19 protein-coding genes and 3 pseudogenes are annotated in these 19,352 nt (G+C 70.1%); 7 read left to right on the top strand and 15 right to left on the bottom strand.

All coding sequences use genetic code 11. From position 1 onward, the window contains the following. Window positions 1–36: 36 nt before the first annotated feature. Window positions 37–558, top strand: a complete 522-nt coding sequence (locus RB628_RS09750) for an aminotransferase class I/II-fold pyridoxal phosphate-dependent enzyme (protein WP_318319979.1) — start codon at window positions 37–39, stop codon at window positions 556–558. A 58-nt stretch (window positions 559–616) separates the two neighbouring features. Here the strand turns inward: RB628_RS09750 and RB628_RS09745 are convergent. Beyond that, window positions 617–751: pseudogene (locus tag RB628_RS09745) on the bottom strand (SDR family NAD(P)-dependent oxidoreductase); the annotation flags it as partial. Window position 752: 1 nt separating this feature from the next. Next, window positions 753–1,226, bottom strand: coding sequence for a hypothetical protein (locus RB628_RS09740; protein WP_318319923.1), 474 nt, complete (start codon window positions 1,224–1,226; stop codon window positions 753–755). Between the two features lie 314 nt (window positions 1,227–1,540). On the opposite strand from RB628_RS09740, the gene RB628_RS09735 reads away from it, so the two are divergent. Together RB628_RS09735 and RB628_RS09730 are read left to right on the top strand one after the other, a co-directional pair. Beyond that, window positions 1,541–1,681: a hypothetical protein gene (locus RB628_RS09735; protein ID WP_157857388.1), complete on the top strand. Its 141-nt coding sequence runs from the start codon at window positions 1,541–1,543 to the stop codon at window positions 1,679–1,681. Window positions 1,682–1,780: 99 nt separating this feature from the next. Next, on the top strand, window positions 1,781–2,854 hold the full coding sequence (locus RB628_RS09730; RefSeq protein ID WP_318319922.1) for a TauD/TfdA family dioxygenase: 1,074 nt from the start codon (window positions 1,781–1,783) through the stop codon (window positions 2,852–2,854). 478 nt (window positions 2,855–3,332) lie between these two features. On the opposite strand, the gene RB628_RS09725 is transcribed toward RB628_RS09730, so the two are convergent. The 6 genes from RB628_RS09725 to RB628_RS09700 form a co-directional block, all read right to left on the bottom strand. Further along, window positions 3,333–3,980, bottom strand: coding sequence for a CoA transferase subunit B (locus RB628_RS09725; RefSeq protein ID WP_318319921.1), 648 nt, complete (start codon window positions 3,978–3,980; stop codon window positions 3,333–3,335). Then, the gene (locus RB628_RS09720) at window positions 3,980–4,750 is read right to left on the bottom strand and encodes a CoA transferase subunit A (RefSeq protein ID WP_318319920.1); all 771 of its coding nucleotides are present in this window, start codon (window positions 4,748–4,750) and stop codon (window positions 3,980–3,982) included. Before RB628_RS09720 ends, RB628_RS09725 begins: the two co-directional genes overlap by 1 nt. A gap of 140 nt (window positions 4,751–4,890) precedes the next feature. Continuing rightward, complete coding sequence (locus tag RB628_RS09715; RefSeq protein WP_318319919.1) at window positions 4,891–6,087, bottom strand: hypothetical protein; 1,197 nt, start codon at window positions 6,085–6,087, stop codon at window positions 4,891–4,893. Continuing rightward, a complete protein-coding gene (locus RB628_RS09710; protein WP_318319918.1) occupies window positions 6,051–7,262 on the bottom strand; it encodes a Dabb family protein in 1,212 nt (403 codons plus the stop codon). Before RB628_RS09710 ends, RB628_RS09715 begins: the two co-directional genes overlap by 37 nt. 21 nt (window positions 7,263–7,283) lie before the next feature. Next, entirely contained in the window at window positions 7,284–7,808 is a 525-nt protein-coding gene (locus tag RB628_RS09705; protein WP_318319917.1) for an aromatic-ring-hydroxylating dioxygenase subunit beta, read from the bottom strand. Then, window positions 7,805–9,124: an aromatic ring-hydroxylating dioxygenase subunit alpha gene (locus RB628_RS09700; protein ID WP_318319916.1), complete on the bottom strand. Its 1,320-nt coding sequence runs from the start codon at window positions 9,122–9,124 to the stop codon at window positions 7,805–7,807. The genes RB628_RS09705 and RB628_RS09700 overlap by 4 nt, the downstream gene beginning before the upstream one ends. A gap of 228 nt (window positions 9,125–9,352) precedes the next feature. Here RB628_RS09700 and fdxA point away from each other — a divergent pair, with 228 nt between their 5' ends. The 3 genes from fdxA to RB628_RS09685 all read left to right on the top strand — a co-directional run bounded on the left by fdxA (window position 9,353) and on the right by RB628_RS09685 (window position 11,655). Then, the gene (gene fdxA / locus RB628_RS09695) at window positions 9,353–9,685 is read left to right on the top strand and encodes a ferredoxin (protein ID WP_412180621.1); all 333 of its coding nucleotides are present in this window, start codon (window positions 9,353–9,355) and stop codon (window positions 9,683–9,685) included. After that, entirely contained in the window at window positions 9,682–10,695 is a 1,014-nt protein-coding gene (locus RB628_RS09690) for an NAD(P)/FAD-dependent oxidoreductase (protein ID WP_318319915.1), read from the top strand. Before fdxA ends, RB628_RS09690 begins: the two co-directional genes overlap by 4 nt. A gap of 162 nt (window positions 10,696–10,857) precedes the next feature. Next, entirely contained in the window at window positions 10,858–11,655 is a 798-nt protein-coding gene (locus RB628_RS09685) for an IclR family transcriptional regulator (RefSeq protein WP_318319914.1), read from the top strand. A gap of 192 nt (window positions 11,656–11,847) precedes the next feature. On the opposite strand, the gene RB628_RS09680 is transcribed toward RB628_RS09685, so the two are convergent. From RB628_RS09680 to RB628_RS09650, 7 genes and pseudogenes are all read right to left on the bottom strand, one after another. Then, a complete protein-coding gene (locus tag RB628_RS09680; RefSeq protein ID WP_318319913.1) occupies window positions 11,848–13,374 on the bottom strand; it encodes a xanthine dehydrogenase family protein molybdopterin-binding subunit in 1,527 nt (508 codons plus the stop codon). Then, a pseudogene (locus tag RB628_RS09675) lies at window positions 13,371–14,182 on the bottom strand (FAD binding domain-containing protein); the annotation flags it as partial. The gene RB628_RS09680 and the pseudogene RB628_RS09675, both read right to left, overlap by 4 nt. A gap of 90 nt (window positions 14,183–14,272) precedes the next feature. Next, a pseudogene (locus RB628_RS42550) lies at window positions 14,273–14,329 on the bottom strand (hypothetical protein); the annotation flags it as partial. Window positions 14,330–14,478: 149 nt separating this feature from the next. Beyond that, window positions 14,479–14,835: a cupin domain-containing protein gene (locus RB628_RS09665; RefSeq protein ID WP_318319912.1), complete on the bottom strand. Its 357-nt coding sequence runs from the start codon at window positions 14,833–14,835 to the stop codon at window positions 14,479–14,481. Further along, window positions 14,832–15,605 carry an HpcH/HpaI aldolase family protein gene (locus RB628_RS09660; RefSeq protein WP_318319911.1) on the bottom strand — a complete coding sequence of 258 codons (774 nt, stop codon included), beginning with the start codon at window positions 15,603–15,605 and terminating at the stop codon, window positions 14,832–14,834. The genes RB628_RS09665 and RB628_RS09660 overlap by 4 nt, the downstream gene beginning before the upstream one ends. 28 nt (window positions 15,606–15,633) lie before the next feature. Further along, complete coding sequence (locus RB628_RS09655; protein ID WP_318319910.1) at window positions 15,634–16,797, bottom strand: amidohydrolase family protein; 1,164 nt, start codon at window positions 16,795–16,797, stop codon at window positions 15,634–15,636. A gap of 27 nt (window positions 16,798–16,824) precedes the next feature. Further along, complete coding sequence (locus RB628_RS09650; protein WP_318319909.1) at window positions 16,825–17,685, bottom strand: fumarylacetoacetate hydrolase family protein; 861 nt, start codon at window positions 17,683–17,685, stop codon at window positions 16,825–16,827. A gap of 543 nt (window positions 17,686–18,228) precedes the next feature. On the opposite strand from RB628_RS09650, the gene RB628_RS09645 reads away from it, so the two are divergent. Next, window positions 18,229–19,335: a sugar ABC transporter substrate-binding protein gene (locus RB628_RS09645; protein ID WP_318319908.1), complete on the top strand. Its 1,107-nt coding sequence runs from the start codon at window positions 18,229–18,231 to the stop codon at window positions 19,333–19,335. Window positions 19,336–19,352: the final 17 nt, after the last annotated feature.

The following is a 19,352-nucleotide window of genomic DNA, read 5'->3' as shown; positions in this document are numbered from 1 at the left end:
ACAGCATCTGTATGCGCAGTTCGAAGGTGAACTGTCCTGCCTCTCCTCCTGGCGCCCGCGCACAAGGATTCCGAACGGCGGCTTCCTCGCCTCCAACTCGCCCGCGGTGAAGCAGTACGTGAAGATGTTCGGCGGTTCCCACTTCTTCTCGAACGCCCTGTCCCCATGCAGACCGCGGTCGTACTCACGGCGGCAAAGATCATCCGTTCCTCGGAGAGCGACGAGCTGCGCGGACGGCTGTTCCAGGCGATCGACACCCTCCGCGACGAGCTCGGCGGGCGCGGACTGACCTGCATGGGCTTCCCGTCCCCGATCGTCCCGCTGCTGATCGGGAAGGAGAAGCTGGCCCGGGTCACCCACCGGCTCCTGTTCGACCAGGGTGTACTCGCCTTCATGGTCGAGTTCCCGGTGACCCCGACCGGCTCCTCCTGCTTCCGGCTGCAGGTACAGGCGGGCCACCAGCCCGAAGAGGCCCGCGAGGCGGCCCGAGTCATCGACCGGTCCATCGCCGAGGCCCGCGCGTACCTGTCGACCGCCTTCGGGAGCGACCTGGCCTGACACAGACATCCGACATGTGGCGATCATGTGCGGGCTGCACCCCCTCCGACATTGATCGGGCGGCTTCCAGGCCGCGCCCGGCATCGCGCGCCCCGAGGTAGACCGTGTGCCCCGCCTCCACCAGACGGCGGGCCGTTTCGAGGCCGAGGCCCTTGTTACCGCCGGTGATCAGGGCGGTACGTGCGACTGTCATTTCACAACCTGACTGTGGAGGGGATCAGGACGGAGAGGAGGGGGCCACCGTGGTGAGGCTCGTGGCCAGGCGGTAACCGTTGCTGGCCGCACGGGGTGCCTGGAGGACCGAGCATGGCGAACATCTGCGCGAGAGCGCCGCCCGTGAGGAACTCCTCGTGCGCGGTGGACGAGACCCAGGCCGAGAGGTTGCGCATGCGGTGACCGTCGCCGCTGACGTGGACGTGCCCCGACACCGCTCCCGGTGCGCCGTGCGCTCCGGCCTCGGCCTCCAGCTCCAGTGCCCGGTCGAGCCAGGAGCGGGCAGACTCCAGGCCTGCGGTCTCGAACTCGTCGACGGCGAAGAAGCGGGGGACCGCAGTCCTGTCCGCGATGGTGTCGCTGTGGACGCGGTACCCGACTGAGGGTGTACCCGGACGCTGGTCGCGAGAGTCACGGTGTTCATACAGGTCAGGTGCAGGACAGAGCTTTACCACCAGCAGGCGAAGTATCTGCCGGCGAGCTCCATCTCCGATGGCGGACGGGCAGGAGAATCGCCGGCAAGCTCAAGCCCGTTCCCCAACATCTCGTCGTTCCGTGTGCCGCGTCCCGGTCCAGCGTTTCGCGGACCTGTCCGCGCAGCCGCAGCACATCTGCCGGCGCTGCGGCCGTCAGGCCCCTACCACCCTGCAGGCTCCACGCGGGCACCCATTCACCTTGCCGTAATGCATCACGAGACGATGTCTCGCATATTGACCCCGACCTAGACGTCTCCTATGGTTGAGGTACTTCTCGAAAGGACGGGACCAGCATGAGGCCAGTCGCTCTGATCGGCGTCCTGCTCGTGTCATGCGCCGGCCGCCGGACCTACGACGAGCCGCTCAGCTACTTCCCTCCCCGGGAGGGACTGCGCCCCGGCACGGCTGTCGGCGAGCCTCAGACTCCCTTCTGAGTGCAGTTCGTCGCCGCGCGACGAGCCCCCGCCACACCGAACGTCCGTCGTGTCTTCGCCGACGGGCTTTGCCATCACATTTTCGAGGAGTGCATCATCGTGACCACCACTGTCGGCCTTCAGCCGATCTCCGGGCCTTCCGCTTGGCGCGGCGACGAGCTGTCGAAGTCCACTGACTGGATCTACGTACTCAGCGACGCCGAGCGCACCGAGCTGGAAGACCTGGGACGGCGCTTCGTCGCCGACGACCCCGACCTGCGCACTGTCACCGCCGCCGACTACCCCTTCGACGCCTGTCGCGCCCTCAACGACGAGTGCGCCCACCAGATGGACGCCGGCCGGGGCTTCATCCTGGTGCGTGGGCTGCGCACCGAGGAGTACGGCGGCCCCATGTCCGGGGCCATCTTCTTCATCATGGGTCTCCACCTCGGCCAGCCGATCGGGCAGAACCAGAGGGGCGACCTGCTCGACCACGTGATCGCCACATCGAACAAGACGATGTCCGATGAGGGCGCGCTCCCCTCTCGCATACGGGACCGGCTCCCGTTCCACTCGGACAGCTCCGACGTGGTCGCCCTCATGTGCCTGCGCGGCGCCAAGGAGGGCGGAGCCTCCAGCCTGGTCAGCGGCACCACGATCTACAACGAGATGCTGCGCCGCCGGCCGGACCTCGCCGCGCGGCTCTTCGACACCTACCACTGGGACTGGCGGCGTCAGGACCCCGACTCCCCGGAACTCACGTACACCTCGCCGATCATCAGCCACGTCAACGGCGTCTTCAGCACCTACGCGGGCAACTCGATGATCTTCAGCGCCCAGGAGTACCCCGGCGTCCCCCAACTGACGCCCGACCAAGCCGCGGCCATCACCCTCTTCGACGAGATCTCGCAGGAGCCCGGCCTGCCGATCGACATGGATTTCCAGCCGGGGGACGTGCAGTGGCTGCTCAACTACGCCGCACTGCACTCGCGCACCAGCTACATCGACCACCCGGAACCGGAGCGCCGCCGACACCTGCTGCGTCTGTGGCTCAAGCGCGACGTCGGCCGGCCGCTGGCGCCCCGGTTCGGCAAGCATGTCGTCGTGATGGGTGAGCCCGCCACACCCCTGGTGCCCGGCGGCCGGTTCCGCATCGCCGACGCCGTCACCGTCAATGACGACTGGGGAGTGTGACGCCTCGCCCTCCCGGTGAGGGCCGCGCCTCTCGGACAGCGGTCGCTCGACCAGCGCCGCTGACCGTCGGGGTGCCGCCCTGGAGAAGTACCGACCGCCGCAGCCATAGCGACCCTATGGCTGCGGCGGTCGTTTTCCACAGCCAAGAGGTCCACGAGCGCGCCCACGCAGCCGAGTCGAGCACGTCGAGCGGCCCGTCGGCTCACGGCCGACGGGCCGGTGATCTCCACACGCCGGGCCTGGATCCGGGCGCGAGCGGGGCGACATACACCGGTCGCCGACGGACCTGGGCCGTGTGTACGGCCTTGATCCTGGTCGGCGACGAGTTCGGGGTCCCCTCACCGACGGCGACGGCGCGTCGGGCCTGGATCACAGCCTCCAGGCCCGACGCGCACAGCCCCTCGACGGTCGCTCCGGGAACGGTGACCGGCAGGCAGCACGGGCGTGCTGCCAGGTCGTACGCGCCACGGAGGGCCGGCTACGAGCGGGTTCCGTAAGGGATGAGCAGATTCGCCGCCGTCTTCACGGTGATCTCCTCGGCGGTGACGCCGGGGGCGGTCTCGACGAGGAGAAGGCCGTCGTCGGTGACGTCGAGGACGCCGAGGTCGGTGATGATCCGCTCCACGCAGCCCTTTCCTGTGAGCGGCAGGTCGCACTCCCGCACGATCTTCGGGGTGCCGTCCTTGGCGGTGTGGGTCATGGTGACGATCACTCGGCGGGCACCGTGCACGAGGTCCATGGCTCCGCCGATACCGGTCACCATCCTGCCGGGGATCGCCCAGTTGGCGAGGTCGCCCCGTTCGGAGACCTGCATGGCGCCGAGCACGGCCGCGTCGATGTGGCCGCCGCGGATCATGCCGAACGACAGGGCGGAGTCGAAGTAGGCCGCGCCCGGCAGGACGGTGACGGTCTCCTTGCCCGCGTTGATCAGGTCCGGGTCGACCTCGTCCTCGTACGGGAAACGACCGGTGCCGAGGATGCCGTTCTCCGACTCCAACACGACGTGGACACTCTCGGGCAGGTGGTTGGGGATCAGCGTCGGCAGCCCGATGCCCAGGTTGACGTACTCGCCGTCGCGCAGCTCGCGGGCCGCGCGGGCGGCCATCTCGTCCCGTGTCCAGGCCATCAGACCCGCACCTCCCTGGGCGTCACCGTGAGGTTCTCGATCTTCTTGTCGGCGGCCTGCTCGGGGCTGAGGGCCACCACGCGCTGGACGAAGATGCCCGGCAGATGGACGTGGTCGGGGTCGATCGCGCCCGGTTCGACGAGCTCCTCCACCTCGGCGATCGTGATACGGCCCGCCATGGCGGCGAGGGGGTTGAAGTTGCGGGCGGACTTGTTGAACACGAGGTTGCCGTGCCGGTCACCCTTGGCCGCCCGCACCAGGGCGAAGTCGGTGGTGATGCCGTGTTCCAGGACGTACGCGGCGCCGGCGAAGTCGCGGACCTCCTTGGCCGGTGAGGCGACGGCGACACCGCCCCCGCCGTCGTAGCGCCAGGGCAGCCCGCCGTCGGCGACCTGGGTGCCGACCCCGGCCGGTGTGTAGAAGGCCGGGATGCCGCAGCCCCCGGCCCGCAGCCGCTCGGCGAGGGTGCCCTGCGGGATCAGCTCCAGCTCGATCTCGCCGCCCAGGTACTGGCGGGCGAACTCCTTGTTGCCGCCGATGTAGCTGCCGGTGACCCGGGCTATCCGGCCCGAGGCGAGGAGCACTGCGAGGCCGGATTCTCCCGCCCCGCAGTTGTTGGAGACGACGTCGAGTCCCGTGACGCCGGCGTCGTGCAGGGCCTGGATCAGGGCCCCCGGGATTCCGCTGAGTCCGAAGCCGCCGACGGCGAGGGACGCCTCGTCCGGGACGTCCGCCACCGCCTCGGCCGCGGAAGCGACCACTTTGTCCATCCGCCCGCCCACTTTTCTGCAGGGCGAGGGCGCCCTGCGCTGATTGGTTGTTCGCTCAGCAGTTGTCACTGAGTGGCTGTCGCCGGTCTGCTGTTCGCTGAGTGACATGAAAGGTCCGGTCGGCGCCGGGATCCGGGGCGCTACGCCGGCAGCTCGGTCAACAGCCGGCGGTAGACGCGCGCGTAGGCGGTCAGCTGCCCCAACGACAGGGCATCTCGACGGGGATCATCGGCGGCCGGCTTCGCCTGCGGGCCGAGGCGCACGGTCTCGACGCCGTGGGCACGCAGTACGACGCCGTCGGTCGATCCCGTCCAGCCGGTGACCGGCGGCGGCTGCGCACCGAACTCGTCGAGCCAGGCCGCCCGCGCGGCCGTCACCACCGGGGCGTCGGCCGGCGTCGCCGCTGCTGCCGCGACCGGCTCGGCCTCCACCTCGACCGCGCAGTCGCGCAGCGCCGACTTCGCGCACCGTGCCCGCAGCCGGTCGGCCAGCTCGGACGCCAGCGCCGTCGGTTCGACCCGGTCACCTGCGACGACGTAGAGATCGATCCGCAGCTGGGCCGGCAGCAGGTCCGGCTTGTCCGGCCATCCCCCGCTGATCGCGCCGATGCCGCACGCCCGGCCGGTCTGTCCCGTCCGCGCGTCGGCGGCCAGGTAGTCCGTGCGCCAGCGGGCCAGCTCCTCCAGGACGACGCCGGCCTGGGCGACGACTCCCCCGGGGGGCGTGGCGGACTCCGCCGCCATCGCCGCCCCGGAGCGGCCGGTCACCGTGACCGTCAGGTAGAACGCGCCCGGCTCGTGCCACAGCAGGGTGGGCGGGCCGCACTTGGCGACGATCGCCGACCGCGGCAGTGGGTACGAGTCGGCGTAGGCCTCCAGCCCTGTGGTCCCGCCGGCGCGGCGGTGCGTACCGGAGCCGGCGAGCAGCAGCCGTCCGGCGCCCGCCTCGGCGAACGCGACCAGCGCGGCCGCCGCCGGCCCGCGGGCGACCCCGAGACCGAAGCCGGTCACCACGTCGCCGTCCACGGCGAGCGGAGCGACGGGCGCGGCGTTGCCGGTGACAAGCGGGTTGTGCGCCCCGCCGTCGTCCAGCGACGTGTCGAGATGGGAGTACAGCAGCGGCCCGGCCCCGTGCGTGGCGATCAGGCTGCCGCCCGCGGGGCCGTGCTCCACCACCTGCCACTCGACGTGCGGCCACCGGTCGGCGCACCAGGCGCGCAGCCGGTGGGCCGCCGTCCGTTCCGCGCCACGTGGCGCGGGGGTCGCGTCGAGCAGGCGCAGGACGTCAAGCAACTGCTGTCTCAAAAACGTCCCCAGTCGTCGGACGCCGGACGCCACACGTCGATGTTGCGCGGGTCGGCCGGCATCCTGCGGGCCCGGTGCGTCTCGTGCTCCTCCGGCGTGAACACCCGGTGCCGGTCGCACAGTTCGAACCGCGGGCCGAAGCGCGTGTCGTGCAGGTAGAAGGCGATCGACGTCGACGCCGAGTGGTTGACGATGTCGGAGGCGATCGGCGCGCCCTTGTACAGCGCGCGGGCGCGCATCCGCATGACGTGGTCGAGGCTCTTCATCGCGAAGCACAGGTGCGCGACGTAGTGCTCCTTGTTGTTCTGCACCGCGAGGCTGTGGTGGTAGCGGTCCTCGCCGCGGAAGAACGTGGTCGAGCCGACGACGTAGTCCGAGGGCACGAACTTCAGGACGTTCTGGTAGAAGTCCAGCGACTCCTCGTACTTCGCGGTGGCGATGAAGGGGTGCACCAGGTCGAGCGGCCGGATCTCGATGTGCGGCGGCTCGGCGTACTCCTGGAACTCGGTGAACAGCTCGATGATGAGACCGTTCGGGTCCTTCACGGCGAAGCCGTTGTCGCACAGCGCCTGCTGCCGCTCCTGCAGCTGAAGGACCTCCAGGCCGGCGTCGAGGACGCTCTTGTGCAGCTGGTCGAGGACCTCCTCGCTCTCCACGCTGTAGCCGACGGCGGTCGTCCACCCGTCGGTCCGCTCGGGCGCGTTGATCAGCTCGATCGCGTGGTGCTCGATGTCGGCGCGCAGGTAGGCATACTCGTCCGTACGCTGCTCCAGCTGCAGTCCGACGTGGTACTCGAGGAAGTCGATCGTGGCCTGCATGTCCGGAACCTCGATCCGGGCGTACTCCATGCCGTACGGGGCGTGCGGGCGTGTGCTCACTGGGGATGTCCTTCCTGCAGCGAGCGACGGACGCTCGGCGTACTCGAACGAGGTGATGGCCTGCCGGCCGATGACCGGTCGCCAGCGCGTGTGCACGAAGCGCTCGTGGGACTCGCTGCCGAGATAGGCGAGCAGGTCGTCCTGGCTGTCGAAGTCGACGGCCATCGTGTGGGTGAAGGTCTGGTCGCGGGTGCTGACGTTCTCGCCGAGGACGAAGCCGCGCATTGCCGGGTACCGGCCTGGGAAGGTACGCAGCTCGGCCAGTACGGACTCGCGCGTGGCCTGGTCGACTCCGTCGTCGAAACGGAAGGACAGGGTGTGTCGGATCATCGGGTCACCGTCCGTCGCCGGCTAGAGGATGAAGCTGAGCCGGGCGCCTGCCGCCAGCGACTCGTGGCCGAGGATCGAGCGCCGCAAGCGGAAACGCAGGCTGTCCTCGGTCGGCACCAGTACGTGCTCGTACCAGCCGACATAGGCGTCGAAGTGCCCGTCGCGGGCGCGGTGCACCACGAAGGACGCGGCCACCCGGAAGGAATCCTCCGTGTGCTCGGACAGCCGCACATTTGACACCAGCCGGTGTGTACGCGAGTGCGGGTTCTCGGCGTGCGCCTTGCGGGACTTCAGTCGCTTGACCCGGGCGAGGATCAGGTCCCAGTCGTCGTCGACGAACGATCCGGTCTCGTGCGGCGACCAGCCGGGACGGTAGTCGGTGGTAGGGATCTCGTAGCGGGCGCCGGGCTCGAAGAGGGCCAGCCAGCCGTCGTAGTCCCAGCGATCGAGGATGTCCGCCTCCGAGTAGAGGAAGTCCTCCACCTCCGGCCGGGTGATGGCGCGTCCCCCGCATCGCACGGAGTGGGTGTTAATGATCGCGTTCATCGCACGTCCCTTCCCGCGAGGAAGGACGCCGGACGCCGGCCATGGACCTTGAGGCCGTTCTCGAGCCCGACGGCTTCGATCCAGTGCCGCCAGAAGCCCCGCATCGCGCCTTCGTCGGTCGACCTGCCCTGTACGCCCTTGACCTCGTCGGCCATGCCGCGCGACATGTCGCTGTAGTCCAGCTCGGGCGCGGCGGTGCCGGCCGTGGCCTGGATGCCGCGCTGGACCGCCTCGTACGCCTCGATGTCGTCAGGCGTGGCGAGCCCGCCCGGGCCGACGAAGCTGACGACCGTCTTCATGCGCAGGGCGCGGGTGTCCGGGTCCTCGTTGCGGGGCACCAACTGCCAGGCGCGCACGTCGGTCTGGTCGGGCGCCACCGGCTCCAGTTGCCGGATCGACAGGCCCTCGATGTCGAAGAGCAGCAGGTTGGGGAACACGAACAGGATGTGGCTCTCGTCGGCCACGTGATGCGCTCGCTTCTCCCCCAGCCGCTGTGTCATCTCGGCTCGGTGGGCCTCGGTGCGCACCCGCTCGGCCTCGCCGAAGCGCGGTTCCCACTCCATGCTGATCCGTCCGCCGTGCCCGGTGAGGACCAGCAGCCCGTGGCCGTTGCCGAGGTTGTAGGCGTACTGGTTGTCGTCGGTGACGGCGTAGCCGCTCTCGCGCAGGTAGCCCACGAACGTGTTGTGCGTCGGCGCGAAGTGGTATCCGTCCATCGCGTTCTCGACGGCGAGTTTCCAGTTGCCCCGCACGCTGTACTTCTGTGTGCCGGGCAGTGTGGTCATGCCGCCGACGTGCTGCTGTTCGATCATCGTCATGTAGTCGGCGGCATCGCCGAGGTGTTCGAGCAGCGGCGGAACGTCCGGATCGAAGGCGACGAAGACGAATCCCTCGTGGATCTCCAGGCGCGGCACGCCGCGCAGCCCCATGGACGCCTTGAACTCGTCGCTCGACTCGTACGCGTCGGCGTCGGGGATCGCGGCGAGGTCACCGTTGTTACGGAATGTCCAGGCGTGGTAGAAGCACTGGAAGAGCCTGGTCGAGCCCTCGCTCTCGCGGCACAGCACGGTGCCGCGGTGCGGGCAGGAGTTCAGGAAGGCGTGCACCTCGTCGGCGCTGTCCCGGCAGAAGATCAGCGGTCGGCCCCCGAGGGTGCGGACCTTGAAGTCGTTGGGGTTGGGGATCTCGGTCTCGTGGCCGAGGTAGAGCCAGGTGTGTGTCCACACCCAGCCGCGTTCCCGGGTGAAGATCTCCGCGCTGCGGTAGGCCTCGCGGTTGACCCGGAAGGTGAGCAGGTCCCAGTCCTCGACGATCATCGGTGCTGGGACGGTCCGGGGGTTGCTTCCCATTACGGCGTTTGCCTCTCACAAGTCCCGACCCGAGTGGCGTGCTGTGAGACGCCATCTCGTATGTCGCATCAGCTTCTCCTAGCACACGCGGCGATGTCAAGCAATTACCTGATGGTTGACACCCTGGACCGACGCCGTCATCATGCATTCCACGTTCCACATTAGAAGACGCCATCTCGCATACTGTGCGACCGTGTGAAGGGCAAGAAGCCCGTGCCGTACGTCATCACTCAGGCATGTCTCGACGTCATGGACAAGTCCTGCATGGAGGAGTGCCCGGCCGACTGCATCTACGAGGGCGACCGGATGCTCTACATCCAGCCCGACGAATGCGTCGAGTGCGGGCGCTGCGAACCCGTCTGCCCACAGATCTCGATCTTCCACCACGAGGACCTGCCGGCCGAGTCCCAGCAGGCCGAGCGTATCAACGCCGAGTTCTTCACCCTCGGTATCGAGCCGCTCGGATCGCCCGGTGGCGCGCGCAAGGTCGGCCGGGTCGGCCACGATCACCCCGAGGTGGGAGCGTGAGTGGCCTCCCGACCGTCAGGGGCGACGGCTCCGAGGTGTCCGTCGATCTGCTCGTCATCGGCGCCGGCCCGACGGGGCTGTACGGCGCGTACTACGCCGGCTTCCGCGGCCTGAGCGTCGCGGTCGCCGACGCGCTGCCCGAGGTGGGCGGCCAGATCGCCGCGCTGTACCCCGAGAAGCTCGTCTACGACGTGGCCGGCTTCCCCGCCGTCCGCGGCCAGGACCTGGTGGACCGGCTGGCCGAGCAGGCCGGGCGGTGGAACCCGACCTACCTGCTCGGGCACGGGGTCATCCGCCTCGACGACGCGGGCGAGGGCATCGTCGCCACCACCGACGCCGGCGCGCGGATCACCGCGGGGGCGGTGCTCGTCTGCGGCGGGATCGGCAACTTCGTCCCCCGCGAGCTTCCGGTGGGCTCCGACTACCTGGGCCGGGGGCTTCGGTACTTCGTGCCGCGCCTGGACGAACTCGCCGGACAAGACGTCGTGGTGGTCGGCGGCGGGGACTCCGCGCTGGACTGGGCGCTGTCGCTGGAGCCGATCGCCTCGTCGGTGACGCTGGTGCACCGGCGTACGCGGTTCCGGGCCCACGAACGCACCGTCGAGCAGGTGCACGCATCCTCCGTGCGAGTCCTGACGCCCTACGAGGTCGAGAAGATCTCTGGCGGCGGGTCGGCCGACGGGGCGGTGTCGGAGGTCGTGGTCGCGAGCCCGGACGGCGACCGGGTCAGCCTGCCCGCCCAGTCCGTGGTCGCCTCGCTCGGCTTCATCGCCGATCTCGGGCCGATCGAGCACTGGGGACTGGAGCTGCGCCGTCGGCGCATCCTCGTCGACCGCACGATGCGCACGAGCCGGCAGCGCGTCTTCGCGGCCGGTGACATCGCCGACCACGACGGCAAGGTCAGCCTCATCTCGATCGGCTTCGGCGAGGCGGCCCTCGCCGTCAACCACATCGCCGCCCTGCTCGACCCGGCGCGCTCGCTCACGCCGGGGCACTCCTCCGATGCGTGAGTGCCCGACTCCCGTTCACCGCCGCGGCTCGCTGCCGAGAAGCGCCTCAGCGCTTCCCGCGCTTCCCGCACATTCAGTCGGCCGTCGCCGTTACGCTATCCGATACGACGTTCCATTCAACGTCTTACCAGCTTACTAAGTACGGGACAGGAGTAAGATTTCATGGCCACGAAGGCGCAGCCCGGCACCGGCGAACGAAGCGGTCCCGACACGACCGCGCCGACCATCCAGACGGTGCAGCGTGCGGCGCTGATCCTCGGCTCGTTCACGGTCGGCAAGCCGCACATGAATCTCAACGAGATCACCGCACGTCTCGGGGCGAGCAAAGCGACCGCGCACCGCTACACGAAGGCACTGCGGGCGGCGAACCTGCTGCGGTACGACGAGCGCACCTCGCTCTACTCCCTCGGTTCCCAGGTGCTCACGCTCGCTGCGGCCGCGCGGGCCGGCCTGCCGATCGTCGCCGCCGCCGAGCCGTACATGGAGGAGCTGGTCCGGCGTATCGACGAGACGATCGTGCTATCGGTCTGGGACGGCGAGTCGGCGACCGTGGTGCGCTCGGTGGACAACACCGATCACATGGTGCGCATCAGCGTCCGGGTCGGCTCGCGTCTCGACCTCACGTCCTCGGCACAGGGGCGGATTTTCCTCACCTTCCTGCCCGCGGACCAGGTACCGCCGCTGCCGCGCTCGGTCCGCATGTCGGCCGAGCTCGCCGAGGAACTCGCCGCCATCCGGCACCACGGGCTGTCGGTCAACTCCCCCGCAGTCAACGGGGTCCGCACCATCGCGGCACCGATCTTCGATGGCGACAAGATCAGCGGGACGCTCGCGGTCGTCGGCACGACGGCGACGGTCTCCGACGACGTCAAGGCGCCGATGGCCCAGGCATTGCTGGAAACCGCCCGCGCGCTGTCGCAGCGGCTTGGCCCCTCGGACGGCGAACCCAACGGCGGCTGACCCACTCACCGGAGCGACCTGCCGGCCCACCGCGGAGGGCGCGGCGGGCCGGCAGGTCGTGGCCCGCACACCACTGACGGTGCGGCACATGGCGGGGCCCTGGTCGGACCCGCCCTCGTACGAACCCTCGGGGCGCCCGACCAGGGCGGCCGGGCCCACGAATGCGGCCGACGGCTCAGTTCCTCGGCGAGGTCAAGCATCCGTGGCTCCGGGGAGGATCACGCGGTCGGGCCGGACGGGCAGATGACGGTGGCGTACGCCGGTCGCGTGCCACACCGCGTTGGCGATCGCCGCCACCGCGCCCACGATCCCGATCTCGCCGATGCCCTTGATTCCGACCGGGTCGTCCGGGTCGGGGTCGTCCACCCAGTCCACCTCGATGAGCGGGACGTCGGCGTTGGCCGCGAAGTGGTAGCCCGCCTGGTCGGCGCCGACCAGGCCGCCCGTGGCCCGGTCCCGGACCGCCCAGCCGAACCTGCGCTCGCCCTCCCGGAGGCAGGCGAGCAGTCTGCGCGGCCTGAAGGGCAGCCCGGACACCGGACCCACCCGGGGCTCGTTGCGTACGCGCAGCTCGATCGGGTCCAGGCCGCATTTCTCGGCGAGTTCGTCGAGCGCCGACTCCAGCGCGAACGACCCCGGCGCCTCGCCCGGGGCGCGCATCCAGGTGGGGGTCGGCACATCCAGCCGTACGACCCGGTGCGAGGTGTGGTGGGCGTCGGCGTCGTACATCACCCGTGCCCCCTGAGTGCACGGCTCGACCCAGTCGTGCATGCTCGAGGTGAGGTTCAGGGAGCGGTGTTCGAGGACGCGCAGCCGCCCGTCGGCGTCGGCGCCGAGCCTGACCCGCTGCACGGTGGGGCTGCGGTAGCCGACGAGCGAGAACATCTGACGGTGCGTCAGAACGACGCGGACCGGCCGCCGCGGGACGCTCGCGGCCATCGCGGCGGCCACCTGGTGCGCCCGGACGTGTTCCTTGGACCCGAAGCCGCCGCCGACGATTTCGGAGCGCACCCGCACCGAGGACGCGTCGAGCGAGAACAGCCTGGCGAGTTCGCTCGCGACATTGGCGGTGCCCTGGTTGGAGTCGACGGCTTCGAGCCGCCCACCGTCCCAGCGGGCCGTCGCCGCGTGCGGATCCATCGGGTGGTGGTGCTCCTCCGGAGTGGTGTACTCGGCGTCCACGACGACGGCGGACGCGGCGAGTTGAGCCGCCAGGTCACCCTTCTCCACCACCGCCGGCTCGTAGGTGTCGAGAGGGTAGGCGTCCGGACGTGCTCCGTTGAACTCGACGTCGTGCGGCTGACGTTCGTAGTGCACGACCAGCGCCTGAGCGGCCTCCCTGGCCTGCTCGGAGGTCTCCGCGACGACCACGGCCACCGGCCAGCCCAGGTACGGCACCCGGTCGTGCTGGAAGAGGGCCACGGTCGGGTCCGGCGGGACGCCCAGCAGGGTCATGTAGTCGTTGCCGACGCGCGGGGCGTTGCCGTGGTGCAGGACGGTGAGCACGCCCGGCATCCGAAGGACCGGGGCCATGTCCAGCGAGCGGACTCGACCACGGGCGATGGCGGACAACACCAGCCAGCCGTGGGCGAGTTCGGCGAAGGGGATCTCCGCAGCGTAGCGGGCGGCTCCGGTGACCTTGTCCCTGCCGTCCACGTGGGTGTGCGCGACGCCGACGGCGCCCCCGACCGTCGCACCCTTGGATGCTGCTCTGGTCATCGGGCGGCGGCCTCCTCGGCGAGTTCGGTCAGGACGGCCGCCATGAGGTTGCGCATCAGGGGCACCTTGTATCCGTTGTGGGGCAGCGGCTCGGCGGCAGCCAGTTCGGCGTCCGCGGCGGCGGCGAAGGTCTCGGCGTCGGCGGGTGCGCCGGTCAGCACGCGTTCGGCGGTCCGGGCGCGCCACGGCCGGGACGCGACCGCTCCGAAGGCCAGGCGCACCTCGCGTACGACGCCGCCTTGGACGTCGAGCGCGGCGGCGACCGAGCCGGTGGCGAACGTGTACGAGGCACGCTCGCGTACCTTGCGATAACGGGAGTTGGCAGCTGAGGGCGTCGGCGGCAGGGTGACACCGGTGATCAGCGCCCCCGGCGGCAGCGCGGTCTCCAGGTGCGGGGTGTCGCCCACCGGCAGATAGAACTCGGCAAGCGGCAACTTCCCCGGCCCGTCGGTCGTTTCGTACGACACCACGGCGTCGAAGGCCGTCAGCGCCACGCCCATGTCCGAGGGGTGGACGGCCGCGCAGTGGCCGGAGGCGCCGAGGACGGCGTGGTTGTGGTGCTCGCCGGCGATGGCGGGGCAACCGCTGCCGGGGACGCGCTTGTTGCAGGGTGCGGTCACGTCGCCGAGTAGCCGCAGCGGGTGCGCTGGAGGAGGTTGCCACCGACCGTGACCATGTTGCGCAACTGCCCGGAGGCACCCGCCAGTACCGCCTGCGTCAACGCCGGGTAGCGGCGGCGGACTTCGGGGTGCGCGGCGAGGTCGCTGTTGGTCACGGTCGCGCCTATGCGCAGGCACCCCTCTTCGGTCGACTTGGTGCCGGTCAGACCGAGACGCTCACGGGCCGCGGCCACCGCCTGGTTGGCGCCCTTGCCGCCGGGGACCGTACGGAACTCGCGTCCGTTGACGGTCTCTCCGCGCTGCGGGGCCTTCGCGACGTACGCGACGAGGTCCATGTTCGTGCTTCCGAGCACGACGATGTGGGTCATGTGACACGCCTCCCGGCGGTGACTCGGGTGTGGGTGGGCCGAGTCAGTCCCGGCACCGGTTACCGCGCGCCCCGGTTACCGCACGCCCCGGGTGCCGCGGCGAGCCGGCCCTTCGGTCAGGGAAGCAGGTCGGCACGCGGCGGGACGAAGAAGTCGATGTTCACGCAGGGGGCCTCCGTCGGCTCCACATAGTGCTCGCTGCCTCGGGGGACCAGCAGGAACGAGCCCGCGCGCATGTCGTGCGCGACACCGTCCACGTAGTAGTTCGCTCGCCCCTGGGCGATATGGACCAGCTGGTCGAACTCCTCGTGCCGGTGCGGGTTGAGCATCATGCCGACCTCGAGCTCGTGGTGGCAGATCATCATCTCGTCCGTCGCGTAGACACGACGGCGCACCCCCGGCCGCACCTGGGTCACCGGCAGCTCTTCCCAGTTCAGGACGGTGCTGAACAATGCCGCGTTGCGTGTGGTCACTGGTTCTCCTCTCCGGCGGCGGCGCGCAGGGCTGCCGCCAGCATTTGCAGGTCCGAGCCGACGACCAGGTAGTCGGCGTCACTCAGGCCCAGGTGTCCCGCCGCGCCCCGGGTCGGCGCCCAGCCGCCGAACGCCACCGCCGCCGAGCGGGCGGCCACTCGCACCCGGTCCACCGCGGCGCGCAGCACCGCGGGGTCGGCCGGCAGGCCCAGGTCGACCGCGAGGTCGGTGCTGCCGACGAAGCACACGTCGAGGGGGACGAGCAGATCCGGCAGGGGATCGGTGCGGGCCGTCTCGATCTGGCCGACCAGCACCGGCGGGTCGTCCTGCTCGGCGCCCAGGAAGGCGGCCAGCGGGAGCGCGCCGAACCGGGCGGCCCTGTTGGCCAGGCTGACCGAGCGGCGGCCGGCGGGCGCGAACCGCGTCGCGGCCACGAGTGCCTCTGCCTGGTCGACGCGGGTGAGCATGGAGAGCTGGATCCCCGCCGCCCCGGCCTCCAGCAGCCGGTTGACGGCGGCGGCGTCCACCTCGGGCACGCGGACCAGGGCCGGCAGGCCGCAGGCGTGGGCGTGGCGGACCAGGTCGACGGCGTTCTGTTCGGTGAGGGTGGAGTGTTCGAGGTCGACGACCACGAACGCGAACCCGGCCGCCTCGGCCAGTTCCACCACGTCGGGCGAGGCCAGTTTGACGAACGTCCCGACGGCGGGTCGCCCCGCCGTCAGGGCCGCGCGCAGCCGGCGCCGCAGCAGGTGGAGGTCGCCGACGGTCATCGCGTCCTCCCCGGGGCGGGCGGGCGTCTCATGCCGACGGCAGACCGCGCCACGGCACGATGTCGACCTCGGCGCCGTTGTGCAGCACGACGGTCGGCTCCAGGCGCGGCGCGAGGATGGTGTTGCCAGCGGCGTCGGGCAGGGTGACCTCGTCGGTCCAGTCGACGACCGTGACGTCGGCCCGCCCGCCGACCGCCAGGCGCCCGTAGCCCTCGGTGTCGAGGCCGAGCAGCTGTGCGGGGGCGACGGTGGCCCGCCGTATGCACTCCTCCAGCGGCGCGCCGAGCGCGACCAGCTTGGAGACGCTGGTGAGCAGGTCGAACACCGGGCCGCGCCAGTTGCGGGCGCTGGTGTCGGAGCTGAGGATGTCGGGCAGGAATCCGTCGGCGATCGCCCGGCGCGCCACCTCGAAGCTGAGGTTGCTCTTGCCGTGGGCGGAGTCGAACAGCACGCCGCGCTCGCGGGCCGCCATGACCGCGGGGTGCACCTGGTCGCCGTCGAGGATGCCGTTCGGCTTACCGGTGTAGCAGTGCGCGACGATGTCTCCGGGGCGCAGGTATTCCAGGACGACGGGCACCGGCTCCTCGGTCTCCCCGATGTGCACCATCAGCGGGAGTCGGGCCTGCTCGGCCAGCGCCACGGACTTCTTCAGCAGCGACTCCCAGTGCTCGCCGACGACGTCCTCGGACAGCCGGATCTTGAAGCCGCGCACGATATCGGGGTGGGCCTCGGCGGTCGCGAGCGCGTCCTCGGGGACCAGGGTGTCGGGGTTGAGCAGCTCGCCGAACCTGAAGTCGATCAGGCCGAGCACCGAGACGTTGAGGAAGTTGACGATGCGCAGCGGGTTCGCCTCGACCACCAGCTTGCGGAAGGCCGCGAACGTCGAGGCGCCGGCGGTTCCGGCGTCCGCCGCGGCGACGACGCCACGGCGCAGGTGGGCCTCCTCGGCGGGGGCGCCGACGGCGGAGACGTACTGGAAGATGTGGGTGTGGCCCTCGACGAGGCCCGGCAGCACGGTGGAACCGGTGACGTCGATCGTGCGGGCCGCGCCCGCCGCCAGCCCTTCCCCGATCGCGGCGATACGGTCACCTGTGACCGCCACGTCGAGCCGGGCGTTGGTGTTCGACGCCGGGTCGATGACGGTGCCGCCGGCCAAGACGAGGTCGTAGGACGACGGGGAGGAGATGGGCATCGGTGTGTGCTCCAGTGTGAGGGGCGGTCAGCTGACCGGTTCGGTCAGCCGGTGGTCGTGCGGTGAGGCGCCTGCGGGACGCACGACGCGGGTGACGAGGGGCAGTACGCCGTCCACCTCGACCCGTATCTCGTCGCCGTCGGCGAGGAAGCAGCCGCGGTCCTGGCCGGTGCCGGCCGGGGTTCCGGTGAGGACGACGTCGCCGGGTTCGAGGGCGGTGAACCACGAGAGCCGGCTGAGCAGATCGGTGACCGCGAAGATCATCCCGGCGCTCGTGTCGTCCTGCACGAGTTCGCCGTTGACCTGGGTCCGTACGCGGATCGCGTCGCGGTCGGCGAGGTCGTCGGGGGTGCAGACGGACGCGCCGAGCGGCGTGAACCCCGGGAAGCTCTTGGCGAGGGCCGGCACCGCCGTGGTGCGCATGACGTCGCGCGCCGTCATGTCGTTGGCCGCGGTGATGCCGGCGATCGCGGGCCAGATCTGCGACTCTGACGCCTGGTACAGCGGGCGCCCGACGACGATCGCGATCTCCCCTTCGTAGTCGGGTTCGGTCGCGGCCCGTGGGATCACCACCTGTGCGCCCGGTGCCAGGACGCCGGACGACGCGGCCAGGTACAGGATCGGCTGCTCGGGCAGCCCCCGGCCGGCTCGGGCCGCCTTCGACACGTAGTTGAGGCCGATGCCCCACACCGCCCGGGGGCGACCCAACGGCGCCACGAGCGTGGCTTCGTCGAGCGGGATCCGTCGGCGCACCGCGCTCGACTCCAGGCACCGCAGCGATCCCTGCTGTTCGAGGACCGCGCCGACGTGCGGAAAAGCCGTGTCCAGCAGGGCGATGGCCCCGTCCTCGATCCGGCCCAGGCCGGCGTCCGTCGTCACTACTCGCATGGCGGGCATCTTTCAATGCGAGATGGCATCATGTCAAGCGATACGGATATGCGAGATGCAGGCAGGCCGACATCCCGCCCGGACAAGAGATGACGGGTAGTCGGGTGCAAGATCGGAGCGCCACTTCCACGATGTCGGCCACGGCGGCACGCGAGCCGCCACCTCACCTTGCCGCCGCCCCAGCGGTCCGTGCGGCGCGTGATGACACGGCCGCCGACGGTGAACCACGAAGACCCCACGGACGCGCTCGGCACGGCCGCCCCGAGCGCAATGCCTGACGTCGCGGGATGGCAGGCCGAGCACGCCGACGGCCCGGTTACGCCCTTTCGCCGGCCACCCGTCGACTCCGCGGAGCAGGCACCCGCCAGGGGCGGTCCGATGGTGCGGCGCGACTACCAGGAGTGGACATATTGCGAGATGCCATCTCTCATATCGTATGGTAGTCCCGCTCGATACCGAGGGACGCCTCCGTCTCGGCTTTTTCAGTCAGGTGGGCCGCAATGCAGGTACCCACGTCCGGATCGCGCCTGAAGTGAGCTCCCGATGCGTCGTATCGCCATGTCCGTAGCCACCACAACGCTCTCTGCCTCGCTCGTCGGCTGCGGCGGGCTCAACGCGGTGAGGAGCAGCGGCGACGCGAGCCCGGCCAAAGGCGACGACATCACCGTGGGGCTACTGCTGCCCGAAAAGTCGAACCCCCAGTACGAGCAGTTCCACTACCCCGCCATCAAGACGAAGGTCGCGTCCCTCACTCACGGCCAGGGCCGGGTCGAGTACGCCAACGCCGATGCGGACGCGGGCGAGCAGTCACGACAACTGCAGCAGATGATCAACGCACAGGTCGACGTGATCCTGCTGGACCCGGTCGACGCGCACGCCATCGCCAGCGGGGTGAGGAAGGCCAAGAAGGCCGGTATCGCGGTCATCGCCTACGACCGGCTGGCCGAGGGCCCGATCGACGCGTACATCACCTTCGACAACGAGCTCGTCGGCGAGATACAGGGCCGTTCACTGCTGGAAGCCCTCGGTGAGGACGCCAGCATCTCCGACAAGATAGTCATGATGAACGGCTCGCCCACCGACCCGAACGCCCAGCAGTTCAAGGCGGGCGCGCTCCTCGCGCTCGACCGCAAGGTGACGATCGCCAAGTCGTTCGACACCGTGGACTGGAAGCCGCAGACCGCCGAGAAGAACATGACCGAGGCGATCAACGAAATCGGCAGGAACAACATCAAGGCCGTCTACGCCGCCAACGACGGTCTGGCGGGCGGCGTCATCGAAGCGCTGAAGGCCGCAGGCGTAACCGACCTGCCGCCGGTCACCGGACAGGACGCCGAGCTCTCGGCGGTGCGGCGGATCGTCACCGGCGAGCAGTACATGAGCGCGTACAAACCGTACCCACAGGAGGCCGAACACGCCGCGGAGATGGCCGTGGCCAAGGCCCAGGGCAAAAACATACAGTTTGACGCCCTCACGCGCGACAAGGTCGACAGCCCCACTCACAAGGGCATCCCCGCGCATCTCGTGCCCGTTGTCGCCGTGACGAAGGACAACATCACGGACACGGTCATCAGGGACGGCATGTACACACCGTCCGACATATGCATGCCCCAACTCGCGGCCGACTGCACGGCGGCAGGCCTGAAGTAGGCCCCCGGGAACAACAT

The sequence above is a fragment of the Streptomyces sp. ADMS genome (genome assembly GCF_033441795.1).
In the GTDB taxonomy this organism is placed as follows: domain Bacteria; phylum Actinomycetota; class Actinomycetes; order Streptomycetales; family Streptomycetaceae; genus Streptomyces.
Note: the sequence above shows the minus strand (reverse complement) of the source record. Positions and strands in the feature narration are given on the sequence as shown.